Source organism: Enterococcus sp. AZ128 (assembly GCF_051714485.1).
Classification (GTDB): domain Bacteria; phylum Bacillota; class Bacilli; order Lactobacillales; family Enterococcaceae; genus Enterococcus_A.
In genome coordinates, this window is record NZ_JBIORZ010000002.1 from 251811 (window position 1) to 265297 (window position 13487).

Below are 13487 nucleotides of genomic sequence, written 5' to 3' on the forward strand. Positions count from 1 at the left end.
TTTCCCACCTAAACATTATCCGCATGGAGCTCTGTATCATCAATCGTCTCATGCTGGATAGTTTTATTTTTCTTTTGAAGTCGCATCATAATGATTCCGGCTACTGTTGCACATAAAACAATTCCGGCAAAACCATACATAGATGTTTGGATCTTTCCTGGAGCAACTAAAAATGGTGTTACAAAAGCGAACAAGCCGCAGCACACTCGTGAAAAGCCATTGATAAATCCTTGGATAGATGCTCGAACCTCTGTTGGAAATGATTCCTGTGTCCACACCTTATAGATTGCTTCCCCCGCCATTGGGTTACCAAAATTGTAAAATCCGATCGTAATCGCCAGCATAATAAATCCCGTTCCTCCTCCAACGATCGCCATTCCCAGCATTGCCATAAACTGGACAAAAGCACCAACAAAGAAGGCTTTGTTTCGATATTTACTACCTGATACTGAAGCAAATAAAATGGTCGTTACTAAAGAGATGATATTTAAAACAATTCCTAGTCCGGTTGCTTGAGATTGTGAGGCCCCAGCATTGGTCAATGCATATGTTTGGAACTGTCCCCAAGTGTTTGCTAATAAATTCCAACAAACGTAAAAGACTAAAATCGCCAGGAAGTACCCTAAGAATTTATTTTTATTTTCTCCAAATAGTACCGACTTGATAGAGACCTCTTGTTTTCCAGCGGTTTCTGTTTTGATCAACTGCTGACGTTTAATACCATCTTCATGGAACTTTTTAAATTTTTTCGACAGCGTGCGCCAGATCCATGTAAATAAAGAAAAAGCCAGTAAAATAGCAAATACGATTCGAGCACCTAAGACACCACTGATTCCTGATAATAGAAACGAACAAATATAAGAAATGAAAATCCCTACCTGCCAAAAAATTTGGGTCGACGAGACTAATTCCGCTGATGTCTTTTCATCAGGCGCATCGTGTGAAACGACCGTTAAGCTAATTGGCAAATCCGCTCCTGAGGCAACGCCCATCACCAGAACTCCAGCTAACAACATCGCAAAGTTTCCAGAAAAGACACAGATCGCCGAACCGATAGCATAAAATAAATTAATCCAGTTAAATGACTTAAACAATCCAAACATACTGGTAATCTTTCCGGCAAACAACGAACCGAAAGCAATAGCGAATGTTAAGCCTCCAGAAATGAATCCAACTTGTGCCGTAGTTAATTCTAACCCCTTTTGCCAAACTGGGATTGTTGCTGAAAGTCCGACAATACATCCTGATCCCAACATAGAACCAATCCCTGCAGCCGTTGCTAATGGGCTGTATTCCTTAACTAAAGACTTACTCTGAGTATTACTAACCATTGTGATAAATTCTCCTTTCTTTTTACATCCATATATTAACCGCTTTCATGGCTTCCCTTCAATTTCCAAAAAATAGAAGGTTTATAGCCAAAATACAGGTGATATGCTATTTTAGTAATGAAAAGAAGATTAGGATCATACCTGCTCAAAAAGGAGAGAGGAAGAAAATGGAGAATTTGATACAACAGCTTTACGCAAAAACAGCTCTAGAAGATTTACAAAAGAAGACGGGTAAAAATATCAATACCATGAATCTAAATTACAACCGTTCAATCGTTCCTGAAATTCCTCAGGTGGATTTTTTTAAATACGGAAATATCGCTATCAATAAGCATTCAAGATTCTCCTATACCCCAGCCCACACTCACAGCTTTATCGAGATAAACTATGTGTTGAATGGCAAGTGTACGCAACGGTTAAACGGAGAAAAGTTTCAGTTGGAAACTGGTCATTTGGTTATTTTAGATCGAAAGGTTATTCAACAAATTGATTATGTCGACTCCGAGGATATCATCATTAACATGCTGTTAGAAGACGAATCTATTCAGAATGAGGTATTACCGAACCTGTCTCCTTCAAGTAATCTAGTCACCGATTTTTTCTTACACGCTGCCAACACCCAAAAAGATCACAGTAGCTATATCATCTTTGATACAACCAAAAACGAATCCTTAAAAAAAATCATAGATTCGTTGTTATTGTCTGCCTTTGAAAAAGATAATTCCGAACAAAGATTGCTTATCAATTTGTTGTATTGTGCCTTAATGGTGAACCTTTCGACTGCACCAGTCATTAGTACAAATAAAAAAATAACTTCGAATGATCCACTGATTAAAATATTAAAATATATAAATGACAACTACACTGAGGTCACTTTAAACTCGCTGGGACAAACTTTTGGATACAATAAGAACTACCTGAGTAATCTTTTAAAAGATAAAACAGGCAGCAGTTTTCAAGAACTAATTGATCAAAAACGTTTATCAGAAGCCAAAAGACTCATGAGTGAGACCGATGATAGTTTAAGTTCTATCGCCATGAAAATCGGCTATAAAAGCGTTCCCTCGATTTTCAAACTATTTCAAAAAGAAACAGGTCAAACACCAAATTTTTTTAGAAATAAAAAAACAGACTAGTCATCTTAAATAATGACTAGTCTGTTTGCTTATAGAATCGCTTCTTACTTTTCCAACCTCAAAATCGCTTGTCTCGCCCAATCAGAGTCCTTCAGTATCCTGCGACCGACACCGATCATATCCGCTTTCTCTTCACGTAATAATTTTTCAGCCGTAATTCCGTCAACGATTCCGCCGGTCAGTAAAACCGGAATAGTAACTTGTTGTTTGATTGCTTCAGTTAAATCGCTGAAATAGCCTTGTTCTTTATTCGTAGGATGTGTGTAAAAGCTGAAGCCGCCTGAAATATCCAGCAGACAAATACCTGCCTTTTCAAATTCTTTTGCAGCGATCATGCTATCTTCGATCGTTGTTCCGCCATCTTGATAATCACTTGCTCCTAATCGAAGCGCAAGCGGATAATCCTCTCCGACAGCGACGCGAATGGCTTGAATAATTTCCAAATGCAGCCGGATTCTGCCTTCAATTGAGTGCCCGTTGTATCTATCTTGTCGTTTATTTGTTAAGGGTGAATAGAACTGGGTCAATAAGTACCCATGCGCAGCATGAAGCTCAACCCCATCAAATCCTGCTTTTTTGGCTCTTAATGCAGCCGCGGCGAAATCAGCGATAACTTTACCGATATCTGCTTGCGTCATTTCATTCGGTACAATTTTATTTCTAGCACTTTTAGGCAGCACAACTGAGCTTGCGCTCAGTGAATCATAGCCAGTAATTTCTTTTTTAGCCAAAGCACCTGCATGGTTGATTTGCGCAAATACTTTTGTTTGATTTTGCTGGATCGTTGCTGCTAACTTCCTCAGCCCAGCGATATCCTCATCCTTTGCAATCGATAATTGCCCTTTGCTGGCCTTCCCTTCTGGACGAATAAAGCTGTGTTCCGTGATGATCAACCCAATATGGCCACCAGCAGATTTTTCCGAATAGTAATCGCAAAGCGCCTCTGTTACCTCACCGGTTTCTTTGGACTTTGCTGTTGCCATCGGGGGGCATTACTAACCGATTGGCAAGCTCCACACCGCCAACTTTGATCGGCATAGTTAACAAACTCATAACCAATCCTCCTTTAATCGATTTCAATTATCTTGATCTTTTATTTAAGTTTATCCGTTTTATCGGCAATGACTACCTCCACACTGTAACGTGCCCATTTGGAAAGCGCCTCTATAAAATCTTTTAAAGGTTTTTCTGCGAAGTGAGCAACTAGCATATAACAAGCCTGACCAGAAACCTTATATATAGATGAGACTTCCTTAAACGAATTTGCAAATTGTTCAAAGGGTTGAAAATTATTCGTGTTCATAAATACGCGAATAAATTGAGTATGTTCGTAGGTCACTTCAATCGTATATCTGCGGATAGCACCGCTCTCCTGCAGCTTCGAAATCCTATTTCCCACAGCTTGACCAGTCAGATGAATTTTTTCACCAATCTCCTTGTTGGTCAAACTGCTGTCTTGCCTTAACTCTTCAAGGATCTTTTGATCAATCTCATCCATTTACCATTCCTCTTTTCACTATGAAAGTCTCTACGTTAAAAGTGTTTCATCAAGTCATTTAATAAAAAACTACTGAACTCTATACTTAAAGTATAACAAATTGAAAGCGAGCTGATCAGCCGATGAAACAAGGTCTATTAATTATCGATGTACAAAATGATTATTTTGAACAAGGAAAAATGCCACTAAACCATCCGAATCAAGCACTAAAACAAATAAAACGTTTAGAAAATTATTTTGAAGCAAATAGGCTGCCGATCCTTTATATTCAGCATATAAAGGAAGCTGCCGACGCGGGCTTCTTTAAGCGGGGAACAGTCGGTGCTCGCTTACATCCAGACTTAAACGTAAACGAAGACTCACTTATCATTGAAAAACATTTTCCAAATTCGTTCGATAAAACCGACTTAGAAAAAGCATTAAAAACAATGGCCGTTGAGCAGTTAGTCATCATCGGCATGATGACTCATATGTGTGTCGACTCTACCACTCGCGCCAGCAAAGAACTAGGCTATGAACCTATTGTCATAGCAGATGCCACTGCAACGAAATCACTAGCTTTCAATGGTAGGGAGATCTCCGCTATTGACGTACAAGGTGCTTTTTTATCTGCGTTAAAAAACTTTGCTCAAGTGATTACTGCAGCAGAATTTTTAAGTCGTTAGTCTAGACCTTCATAACGTCTTTTTCAGAAAAACTTTACAAAATGAAAGCCGATGAGGAAAAAACTTTCGATTTCTTAATGGAAGCTATCTTTTTGCTTATTGCTGAAGTTCTTAATAGAGGGTTGTCCATTTATTTCTTTTGCGATATTTTTATCACTAAAAAACGATCACTTCATTGCATCAATAAAGGTGCAAATCAAGTGATCGTTTGGTTATTCTTTGGTCAAATCCCTCATAAAAAAGACCGTATCGACGTCCATTAAATGATAATCTTTGGGCATCTCTGTTTTATCAATCAGTTCAAAATCATTTTTCTTATAGAACTTTTGCGCTGCCTTCAATACGTCGACCGTTCCTAAATATAGGCGTTCATAGCCTTGGGCTTTACAATAAGAAACCAATGTATCCAGCAATTTCTTGCCGACTCGTTTTTCCCCACGAAAGGCTTTTGCCGCAAACATTTTTTTGATCGCGCCGCAATGATTTTCCAGCTTAACTAAAGCGATCGTTCCGACTACTTTATTATCCGCAAGAGCAACCCAAAAATTTCCGCCTGTATCAATATATTCTTTCTTAATGATCAACAGATCCGGCTGATCCTCGATACTGATATCGATATTGAATTCTTCTCTTTGAATCGGCAAGATCAAATCAACAACTTCTTGTGTATACTTCTCCTCAAATGGAACAATTGTTACTTCTGACAATGAAACCAGCTCCTTAAAAAAATTTTATTTCGCTATTCCTCCAGCTCATTTGGAACGACTTTGTATAATATTTCCTCAATCGTTCGCATAGCCGCGACCAATTCCTGATAATCGTCATTTTCCAAAGGCTCTAATAACTCTAAGACCTTTTGATCCGACTGCTCTTCCACGTATTTGTTCAATTCTAAGCCCTTTTCGGTTAGATAAAGCTGTAAACTTCTGCTATCTTCGGGGTCTTTTTTCTTAAAAATATAGTCCGCACGTTCTAATTTACTTAATTTTCGGCTTAAATAGCTCTTTTTGATATTCAAACATTTGGTCAATGCATTCGCCGTAATCGCCGGATGACGGCCAATCTCACCTAAAATTCTCGTCTCAAGCATCGAATAGTCCAAATCAAACACTTTTTGATCGAAAACCCCTAGAATTCTCGTGTAATATCGATTGAATCGTCTAACATCACGAGTCTCCACTCAGTATCACGACCTTTCCATTAAATAGTTTACTATGTCAACTAAACTGAGTATAAAACAATTAGTTTACTTTGGCAACTATATAGCGTTATGTCTTATTGAAATTGATGATCTTGCTTTAATGAATCAACCCTAATTTCTTCAAATCATTTATTACAAGTTTTTGAAAATTATTTATGCTGTCATGTTCAGGAGAATCTTTCAAATAAGAAAAATAAACAGTTCTCGATAAATTGATGTCCGCAATATCCGTCAACACATACTCTTCCTCAGACAATAAATTCAAGAATGTGCTGGAAACAATAGAGACCCCTAACCCATTGGAAACCATTTTATCTACTATATAAATGCTTGATACCTCAATTTCGGGGATAAATAAGAGGTTCCTTTTTATTAATTCTGTATTGATCATTCTTCGACTGGAAAACTCCTCAGTCAAAAGCACCATTGGCAACTTTTTCAACTCGGTTATCGTCATTTTCGGGGCTAATTCAAAATCAGCGGTACTTATAACGAAAAAGTCATCCTTGTAGAGCGGATGTGCCTCGATCGTTCCCTCTAATCTCACATCATCATAAGAAATGCCTACATCAATTTGTTTGTTTTTTAGCGCTCCCTCAATATCATCCGTACTAATTAAACGGATCTTAATTTCAGGATAGTCTTTATGGAATTTAATACAGATATCAGAGATCACATCAGATAGTTCTCCTGGCAATGTGCCGATCGTCAATTTTACCGATTTATCTATTTTTTGCATATCGCAGGCAATGGTTTCAATCAAATGATCTAATTCAATGAGGTGTTTGGTTAGCTCTTCTCCTGCTTGTGTCAACTCGACTTTTCGTGTTGAACGATAGAACAACGTTGTCCCTAGTTGATTTTCCAATACTTTTATTTGCTGACTCAATGTGGGCTGTTTGATCCCCAATTCTTTTGCGGCCTCACTAAAATTCAAATGGTTGGCGACTGATTTAAAATAAAGTAATAAACGTAAATCCAATGGTTCTTCCTCCTTAATGATCCTTCCAACAGTATATCTCATCATTAATAGTCAAAAACTATATACTCATAGTTTTACTCAAAATATTTTCTCAAGTAATATACAACTCATCAAAGGCAACAAGAAAAGGAGTCGCATTATGCTAATAAAAAATACGAATAAAATAATTGTGCCAGATTCAAAGTTGATCCAAGAAGCCCAAGAAATCGTGCATGAGTTTGGAAATGAATTGATTTGGAATCACTCAAATCGAGTTTTTCTTTTTGGTTCAGCAAAAGGACTTCAAGACCAACTAGACTTTGAGCCAGAACTGCTATACATCAGTGCATTGTTCCATGACTTAGGGTTGACTAAGAAATTCAGCAGTCCTGACAAACGTTTCGAAGTAGATGGAGCCAATGCGGCTCGTCAATTTCTAAATGCACATAATTTGGATAATCAAACCGTACAGCTTGTTTGGGGTTCGATTGCATTGCACACAACAATTGGAGTAGCAGAATACAAAGAAAACAACGTTGCACTGCTTTATCATGGTGTTGGCATGGATGTCATGGGCGATAATTTTTCAGAATTCTCAGAAGAAATTAGAAATGAAATCACCACAAAATTCCCTCGCGGTAATTTCAAGCACGATATTCTAGAAGCATTTTATAGCGGTTTTAAAGACAAACCAGAAACAACGTTTGGCAATATCAAGGCAGATGTTGTTTCACACTTCGATCCGCAGTATGAGCATAAAAATTTCTGTACGTGCATTTTGCATTCGCAATGGCAAAGTTAATTTTAGTTACAGTGAGACTTAGAGTAAAGCAAGATGTTTTAAATACTAAATAAAATCGAAGGAACATAAACTATCAGAATCGATAGTACTATGCTCCTTCGACTTTCGTTTTGTAAAGTATTTTACGTAAAAACTTTAGAATCATTGTTTTTTTAGGTAATTTGCTTATGAAATTAATCGTTTCTTTTAATTATGAATCCCACACATTTAGCCTACCATTCACAACGGCACTTCTCACTATAATTGGATACAATGAGTTTCATTTTAGAAGCTAAGAAAAGTTTTTTCGTATGCGTTTTTTGGGAAATGTTTCATATGAGTCCTTTTTTATTTCAAAAACTGATCATAATACCCATTGGAAGCGAAATAGTATGGGCTATCTTTCTTCTTAAAAATGATTTCTGGTAGTAAACAGAAACAGGCAATGAGCCCCAAAACTGCTGCACATCCCAACCAGTCAGAGGTTCCAATTGTTTTCCCCTGTAAATTGTACATCATAATGGTTCCCAATGACCCAAAACCAAGATACGCCGTGATGGAACCAGGACCATAGATTGTCGTTTTCCCCTTCTTTTTGTATTTGAAATAGGCTCTTATCCCGCAGTACGTATGAAAGCCAACCTCCAGTAAACAAAAAGCTACCGATCCAATGAGAGCTCCTATATAGACTTTTCCATTATTGCTTACAGACATTGCGGTTATAGTCATGTACATAAAGGTTGTGCTTAACACTGTGATCATATCTGAAGCACGACACATCGGGTACCTGTCTGGTTGATCAGATTTATACAAAAAAGTGTTATATTGGAAGTGAAATCCTCCAGGAAATACCCATTCTTCAACAACATGAATTGGAATAAGCGCGCTCATTCCAGCCATTGCTTTAACTTCCGACGGCCAAGTATTCCAATTTATCAAAATCATGAGAGTCATAAATGCTGTGATACAACAACCAAACAATATCCAAGCACGATTAGACCACCAATCTAGACCTGTTTTCTTCATAGATAAACATCTCCTATCTTTTGAGACAATTGTATCAGAACCTCTTTTATGATACAATTGTCTCAAAAGAAGTTGTACGAAAAACACGAAAATGTCTCAGAAAATCTGGAGGGTTAGCTATGTACCATGTTTCAAAGGACAAACGGGCCCAAAAATCGGCCGAATTAATATGGATAGGACTGGAGACTTGTTTGCTTGAAAAAGAACTAAAAACAATTAGTATCACTGATATCCATGAAAAATCTTTTGTGAGCAGAGCAACCTTTTATCGATTATTTGATTCGGTCGAAGATGTTCTCATATATCGCTGTGATCAGATCTACCAAGTCGTTGCTGAAGAGCTGTCACAGAAACACATGCTTGCAAAAAACGAAGTGTTTCTTTTCCTTATCGATAAATGGTTGGATCAAAAGACGTTACTTAAGACGTTGACGGAAAACAACCTGATAAATATCATCTATGATACTCACATGAAAAATAGCAATTTAGTGAAACAATTATTTATACAGGAATCAGAAATGACCAACAACGAATCCGATTACCTAGTCTCAATTCTAACAAGTATTTTACCAGCCGTAATAAATATATGGTATATGCATGGCCAAACTGAAAAAAAAGAGGAATTATATACTATTGTTTGGAAAAGCCTCTCCACCATTACTGATGTCTTATCGGTTAAATCATAATGAACCATTCATTTCACATCGTATGCTAAAAGAAACGAGGAAACTCATGAATACAGAAAAATTAATTATAAAGCCCTATGAATATTGGTATTGCAAGCAACAAGTCAGTGAGCTAATCAGCGCCTATCATTCAGTGAATGATAAGCAGACGATTTTGACTCTGCAAACTTTGATCAAAGGAAAAACAGAAGATGTCTTCAGCCGCGATTCGCAGCTGGAAGTTTATTGGGAGAAATTTCTTGATCTTGAACTTACCAGGGAGCGATTCGAGAAGCTTTTTGCAGAAATGAAAGTATTCGTCATTCCAATGGACGCACCTTCCACCAAGCAGATCGAAAAGAGCTTTCGCAAGGTCAAAAAGATGCAATACCCTGAACTCCCTGTCTTAGACTTTCGTGAATTGAGTTATCTAGGCTGGAATGACAGCGGAACGAACCGCAAATACTTGGTACGAAAAATTGACAGCCGCTTCACTGGTGTCTATGGCAGCTTTAGCACGGATGTCCAAAAAGGTCATTGTGCTATCTGTAATCAAATCAGTACTGTTGCTTTTTTCTTGGCAACAACCAAATCATCTGGAGATGGCACCTATACAAAAAAAGGAAATTACATTTGCACCAACAGCGATCAATGCAATCGTCAGCTGACACAGCTGGATACCTTAGAACGTTTTTGGGAAACTGTAACAAAATAATAAGCACAAAAACGCTCTAGCCTTATTTTTTAAAGTCTAGAGCGTTTTTACTTTCTATTTCAAAGGTTTTAACGGAATTCACTTGCTTAATCTTAAGAATCTAACAACTAAACATTAGTTGAGCTGCTTCATCGATAAATAGGCGTAAGCTGCTCCGTAGATTCCCGCTTCATTCCCTAATAAGGCTTTTTTCACTGAAAATTGGTGTTTGATTTGAGGAAACACATAGCAATCGATTTTTTCTGTTAAAGGAGCTAACAAATCGGACCCTGCTTCAGACAATCCTCCGCCTACAATGATTTCCTCTACATCAATCGTGTTCATGATGCCCGCTAAAGCTTGCCCCAATAGCTCAGTAAAATCGTCCAATACTTGCAGCGCAAGCCCATCCTTTTTCGCGGCCTGTTCAAAAATGATCGGCGGCGTGATTTCTGACCACATCTCATTGACTTCCTCCAACTTCTTTCTCATGCTCAAAGATAGACCGTTTGCGGACGCGAACGTTTCTAAGCAATTTCGTCCTCCGCAGCCACACAGCCTATTTTCATCAGAACGAACAGGAATATGCCCAATCTCACCGCCAGCGGAATGACAACCATTTAAGACTTCGCCATTTAGAACAATTCCTCCGCCAACACCCGTTCCCAAAGTAACAAACAACAAATTTCTTTTTCCTTGGGCCGCACCTTTCCACATTTCACCTAAAGCCGCCGCGTTGGCATCATTTAATAAACAAACGTCAATCCCCAACTTATTCTCGATGATGTTTTTTAATGGCACTTCTTTCCAATCCAAGTTAACCGCACGAACAACTGTTTTTCCATCAGAAGAAATCGAGCCTGGAACTCCGATTCCGATACCTGCAACTTTGGTTAGTCCTTTTTCCCCAAGTGTCTCACAGATCGAAGAACAGATTTCGTCAGAGATATAGATGCCCTTTTCTGAAATATTCGTCGGGATCAACCATTTCCTTTCAATCCCTCTCGAGGTATCTATCAATGCAAATTTTATGGAGGTGCCGCCAATATCTACCCCGATTATTTTAGTCATTTGATTATTCACTGTCATCACCTGTTAAACAAAGTTCCGCAAATAATGCGTGCTTTGCTTGATCGAACGCTTAACGTCTTCATAATCAGATTCATACGCGCGATCTTCAACTTCGATACAGGTGTAGCCATTATAGCCAATATCCGTTAAAGCAGAAACATATTTTCCCCAATCGACATCACCTAATCCTGGTAATTTGGGAGACATATATTCAAGTGGTGTCGCCATGACGCCGACATCCTGCAGCTTATTCCAGTAAAGCTTGATATCTTTATAATGGATGTGGAATAGTTTGTCTCTAAACTCATAGAGCGGTGCTAGATAATCCATCTGCTGCCAAACAAAATGAGAAGGATCGAAATTCAGCCCGATGTAGTCACTAGACAATCGATCAAAAATTGCTCGAAACAACGTCGGCGTAGTCATTAAGTTTTGCCCGCCAGGCCATTCATCTTCCGTGAAGAGCATTGGACAATTTTCAATCGCGATCTTTACTTGCTGCTTTTCAGCATATGCGACAATTGGTTTCCAAACCTTTTCTACTTCATTTAAGTTTTCGGAAATGCTTTTGGTCGGCATCCGGCCAATAAAGGTCGTCACCAAGTTAATCTCCATTAACTTTGCCGCATCAATTACCGAAAACAAATGCTCGATCACTTGCTTGCGCTTGTTCAGGTCCTCATCTAATGGATTCGGATAATAGGCCAAGGCTGAGATGGCCACCTTTTTCCCGGCAGCATAGGTCTTGTATTTTTCAGCCTGATCTTTAGTTAAATTTTCTGTATCAATGTGTGCAACTCCCGCATAACGACGCTCCGCTTTTCCTGCCGGCCAGCAAGCAACCTCCACACATTCCAAGCCATTTTCAGCGACAATATCAATCATTTCATAAAAATCACTTTGATCTAAAATTGCTGAAACTAGTCCTAATTGCATCTTTTTCCCTTCTTTCTATTCAAAATCAACTGAGCGATGTTCTTTGGCAGACACTCTGATCGCATCCACCAGCTTCATTAAGCGCAGAATTTCTGTTGGTTTGACAACTAACTCTTCCTCTCCTTCGACACATTTATGATAGTGATCAAAGAACATTTGATGATTTACAGACACTTCAGGCAATTCTTCTGTCACTAAACGTCCTTCAGGTGGCGGACCAAAGGAACGCGTCGGACCTGCTGCGGTCATAGTGATTTTCCCCGGAACATTGGTCAATAATTCACTGGTGCGAGCGATTTCCCCTTGCGGATTGAAGCCATCAACATACGCACTGCCTTTATTTCCGCCAACAAACCAATGACGCTCAAACCAAGACGCTTCATCTTTTAAGAAATACGTCCCTAATTCTACCTGTCCTGTAATTCCACTATCAAAATATAGTTGAATATTGAAGTAATCATCAACGTTTTGATTGATTACATTTCGGACATCCGCATAAACCGTTTTTAGTTTACCTGGAATCATCCAAAGCATTTGATCTAACAAATGAACGCCCCAATCATAAAGCATCCCGCCGCCAAATTCAGGATAGACATGCCAATCGTGCATGTTTCCATTAAAGCCGTATAGACAATTTTTGATGGTATAAATATCGCCTAATGTCTGACTATCCACGACTTCCTTAATCAAACGATAATCCTTATCCCAACGACGTTGATGGTGAATGGTAAATCGTACACCCGCATCCTTTGTCAAATTCATCATTTCTTGAAACTCTTCCGCATTCATCGCGGCTGGTTTTTCCAAGATAATATCTTTTTTAGCAGCGACTGCTTTTTTCACCATTTCCAGATGCAAGTGGTTCGGTACAGCAATAATCACCGTATCAATATCCGGCTCAGCTAATAACTGATCTGCTTTCAGAAAACTTTTTACAGCATTACTTACCTCTTTTAGTTGCTCTATATTGATGTCGCATACCGCTATTAGCTCCGCGTAATCTAATTTTTTTATCGTTTCTGCATGGGTCTGCCCCATAAAGCCGTAGCCGATAATTCCAAAATTTATCATGGTTATTTCTCCTTTACATATTCTGTCAAAAAGAAGAAGAGTTATTTCTCTCCCTTAAATCACTACCGCTCGTTCTTTAACTCCTACTAATGGCACCGGGATATAGGCAGTTCTTGTGGCTACTGTTAATTGCACTCGATGCTCTCCTTTAAGCAGTCCATCTTTTTTCATTACACGAATATATAATGGCTCACCGTATTCCCATTTGTAGGTAGTTACGGTCGCCGCTTCTGCTAAAGTGAACCAGTCCTCTTGATCAATCGAAAGCTGAATCGTATCGGTCGGTTCTTCGCTGCCATCCACCGCCACTTTGATAAATTCCACCATCGAAAGCGGCACACCCCGGTAATAAGTAATTAAGGTTTGTAATTCGTAGCCAACTACTTTGCCATTTTCTTCAATATTTTTACAGCTGTCCTTTTTGAATACATTATTATCAAACATTCGTTTC

The 13487-nt window shown here is 38.6% G+C and carries 16 protein-coding genes; 5 read left to right on the forward strand and 11 right to left on the reverse strand.

All coding sequences use genetic code 11. The annotated features are described in order from the left end of the window. Positions 1-8: 8 nt before the first annotated feature. A complete protein-coding gene (locus tag IGI38_RS13075; RefSeq protein ID WP_438731119.1) occupies positions 9-1331 on the reverse strand; it encodes an MFS transporter in 1323 nt (440 codons plus the stop codon). 167 nt (positions 1332-1498) lie between these two features. Here IGI38_RS13075 and IGI38_RS13080 point away from each other — a divergent pair, with 167 nt between their 5' ends. Next, on the forward strand, positions 1499-2467 hold the full coding sequence (locus IGI38_RS13080; RefSeq protein ID WP_438731122.1) for an AraC family transcriptional regulator: 969 nt from the start codon (positions 1499-1501) through the stop codon (positions 2465-2467). A gap of 44 nt (positions 2468-2511) precedes the next feature. Here IGI38_RS13080 and IGI38_RS13085 read toward each other — a convergent pair whose 3' ends face one another. Together IGI38_RS13085 and IGI38_RS13090 are read right to left on the reverse strand one after the other, a co-directional pair. Further along, positions 2512-3450: an NADH:flavin oxidoreductase gene (locus IGI38_RS13085; protein WP_438731124.1), complete on the reverse strand. Its 939-nt coding sequence runs from the start codon at positions 3448-3450 to the stop codon at positions 2512-2514. 110 nt (positions 3451-3560) lie between these two features. After that, positions 3561-3965 carry an Lrp/AsnC family transcriptional regulator gene (locus tag IGI38_RS13090; protein WP_438731127.1) on the reverse strand — a complete coding sequence of 135 codons (405 nt, stop codon included), beginning with the start codon at positions 3963-3965 and terminating at the stop codon, positions 3561-3563. A 122-nt stretch (positions 3966-4087) separates the two neighbouring features. On the opposite strand from IGI38_RS13090, the gene IGI38_RS13095 reads away from it, so the two are divergent. Further along, positions 4088-4630, forward strand: a complete 543-nt coding sequence (locus IGI38_RS13095; RefSeq protein WP_438731130.1) for a cysteine hydrolase family protein — start codon at positions 4088-4090, stop codon at positions 4628-4630. 212 nt (positions 4631-4842) lie between these two features. Here the strand turns inward: IGI38_RS13095 and IGI38_RS13100 are convergent, their stop codons facing one another. The 3 genes from IGI38_RS13100 to IGI38_RS13110 form a co-directional block, all read right to left on the reverse strand. Further along, positions 4843-5337 carry a GNAT family N-acetyltransferase gene (locus tag IGI38_RS13100; protein ID WP_438731132.1) on the reverse strand — a complete coding sequence of 165 codons (495 nt, stop codon included), beginning with the start codon at positions 5335-5337 and terminating at the stop codon, positions 4843-4845. A 32-nt stretch (positions 5338-5369) separates the two neighbouring features. Continuing rightward, entirely contained in the window at positions 5370-5741 is a 372-nt protein-coding gene (locus IGI38_RS13105; RefSeq protein WP_438731134.1) for a MarR family winged helix-turn-helix transcriptional regulator, read from the reverse strand. Positions 5742-5928: 187 nt separating this feature from the next. Further along, positions 5929-6813: a LysR family transcriptional regulator gene (locus IGI38_RS13110; protein ID WP_438731137.1), complete on the reverse strand. Its 885-nt coding sequence runs from the start codon at positions 6811-6813 to the stop codon at positions 5929-5931. A 139-nt stretch (positions 6814-6952) separates the two neighbouring features. Here IGI38_RS13110 and IGI38_RS13115 point away from each other — a divergent pair, with 139 nt between their 5' ends. Continuing rightward, positions 6953-7594 carry an HD domain-containing protein gene (locus IGI38_RS13115; RefSeq protein WP_438731140.1) on the forward strand — a complete coding sequence of 214 codons (642 nt, stop codon included), beginning with the start codon at positions 6953-6955 and terminating at the stop codon, positions 7592-7594. Between the two features lie 327 nt (positions 7595-7921). On the opposite strand, the gene IGI38_RS13120 is transcribed toward IGI38_RS13115, so the two are convergent. Then, positions 7922-8599 carry an HXXEE domain-containing protein gene (locus tag IGI38_RS13120; protein ID WP_438731143.1) on the reverse strand — a complete coding sequence of 226 codons (678 nt, stop codon included), beginning with the start codon at positions 8597-8599 and terminating at the stop codon, positions 7922-7924. Positions 8600-8718: 119 nt separating this feature from the next. Between IGI38_RS13120 and IGI38_RS13125 the strand changes: the two genes are divergently transcribed. Both IGI38_RS13125 and IGI38_RS13130 read left to right on the forward strand, forming a co-directional pair. Next, complete coding sequence (locus IGI38_RS13125; protein WP_438731146.1) at positions 8719-9285, forward strand: TetR/AcrR family transcriptional regulator; 567 nt, start codon at positions 8719-8721, stop codon at positions 9283-9285. Positions 9286-9331: 46 nt separating this feature from the next. Further along, positions 9332-9979, forward strand: coding sequence for a FusB/FusC family EF-G-binding protein (locus tag IGI38_RS13130; protein ID WP_438731149.1), 648 nt, complete (start codon positions 9332-9334; stop codon positions 9977-9979). A gap of 114 nt (positions 9980-10093) precedes the next feature. Here IGI38_RS13130 and IGI38_RS13135 read toward each other — a convergent pair whose 3' ends face one another. From IGI38_RS13135 to IGI38_RS13150, 4 genes are read right to left on the reverse strand one after another with little or no spacing between them, the layout of a single operon-like run. Further along, the gene (locus tag IGI38_RS13135; RefSeq protein WP_438731152.1) at positions 10094-11029 is read right to left on the reverse strand and encodes an ROK family protein; all 936 of its coding nucleotides are present in this window, start codon (positions 11027-11029) and stop codon (positions 10094-10096) included. A gap of 24 nt (positions 11030-11053) precedes the next feature. Beyond that, positions 11054-11965, reverse strand: a complete 912-nt coding sequence (locus IGI38_RS13140) for a sugar phosphate isomerase/epimerase family protein (protein WP_438731155.1) — start codon at positions 11963-11965, stop codon at positions 11054-11056. 15 nt (positions 11966-11980) lie between these two features. Continuing rightward, complete coding sequence (locus IGI38_RS13145; protein ID WP_438731158.1) at positions 11981-13036, reverse strand: Gfo/Idh/MocA family protein; 1056 nt, start codon at positions 13034-13036, stop codon at positions 11981-11983. Between the two features lie 54 nt (positions 13037-13090). Then, on the reverse strand, positions 13091-13480 hold the full coding sequence (locus tag IGI38_RS13150) for a C-glycoside deglycosidase beta subunit domain-containing protein (RefSeq protein ID WP_438731160.1): 390 nt from the start codon (positions 13478-13480) through the stop codon (positions 13091-13093). Between the last annotated feature and the right edge of the window lie 7 nt (positions 13481-13487).

What these genes read in the sequence shown, in the direction of transcription:
- IGI38_RS13090 (WP_438731127.1), bottom strand. Translation starts at nt 3,965, where the DNA reads ATGGATGAGATTGATCAAAAGATCCTTGAAGAGTTAAGGCAAGACAGC.
- IGI38_RS13080 (WP_438731122.1), top strand. Translation starts at nt 1,499, where the DNA reads ATGGAGAATTTGATACAACAGCTTTACGCAAAAACAGCTCTAGAAGAT.
- IGI38_RS13095 (WP_438731130.1), top strand. Translation starts at nt 4,088, where the DNA reads ATGAAACAAGGTCTATTAATTATCGATGTACAAAATGATTATTTTGAA.
- IGI38_RS13140 (WP_438731155.1), bottom strand. Translation starts at nt 11,965, where the DNA reads ATGCAATTAGGACTAGTTTCAGCAATTTTAGATCAAAGTGATTTTTAT.
- IGI38_RS13075 (WP_438731119.1), bottom strand. Translation starts at nt 1,331, where the DNA reads ATGGTTAGTAATACTCAGAGTAAGTCTTTAGTTAAGGAATACAGCCCA.
- IGI38_RS13120 (WP_438731143.1), bottom strand. Translation starts at nt 8,599, where the DNA reads ATGAAGAAAACAGGTCTAGATTGGTGGTCTAATCGTGCTTGGATATTG.
- IGI38_RS13125 (WP_438731146.1), top strand. Translation starts at nt 8,719, where the DNA reads ATGTACCATGTTTCAAAGGACAAACGGGCCCAAAAATCGGCCGAATTA.
- IGI38_RS13135 (WP_438731152.1), bottom strand. Translation starts at nt 11,029, where the DNA reads ATGACTAAAATAATCGGGGTAGATATTGGCGGCACCTCCATAAAATTT.
- IGI38_RS13130 (WP_438731149.1), top strand. Translation starts at nt 9,332, where the DNA reads ATGAATACAGAAAAATTAATTATAAAGCCCTATGAATATTGGTATTGC.
- IGI38_RS13085 (WP_438731124.1), bottom strand. Translation starts at nt 3,450, where the DNA reads ATGGCAACAGCAAAGTCCAAAGAAACCGGTGAGGTAACAGAGGCGCTT.
- IGI38_RS13115 (WP_438731140.1), top strand. Translation starts at nt 6,953, where the DNA reads ATGCTAATAAAAAATACGAATAAAATAATTGTGCCAGATTCAAAGTTG.
- IGI38_RS13150 (WP_438731160.1), bottom strand. Translation starts at nt 13,480, where the DNA reads ATGTTTGATAATAATGTATTCAAAAAGGACAGCTGTAAAAATATTGAA.
- IGI38_RS13145 (WP_438731158.1), bottom strand. Translation starts at nt 13,036, where the DNA reads ATGATAAATTTTGGAATTATCGGCTACGGCTTTATGGGGCAGACCCAT.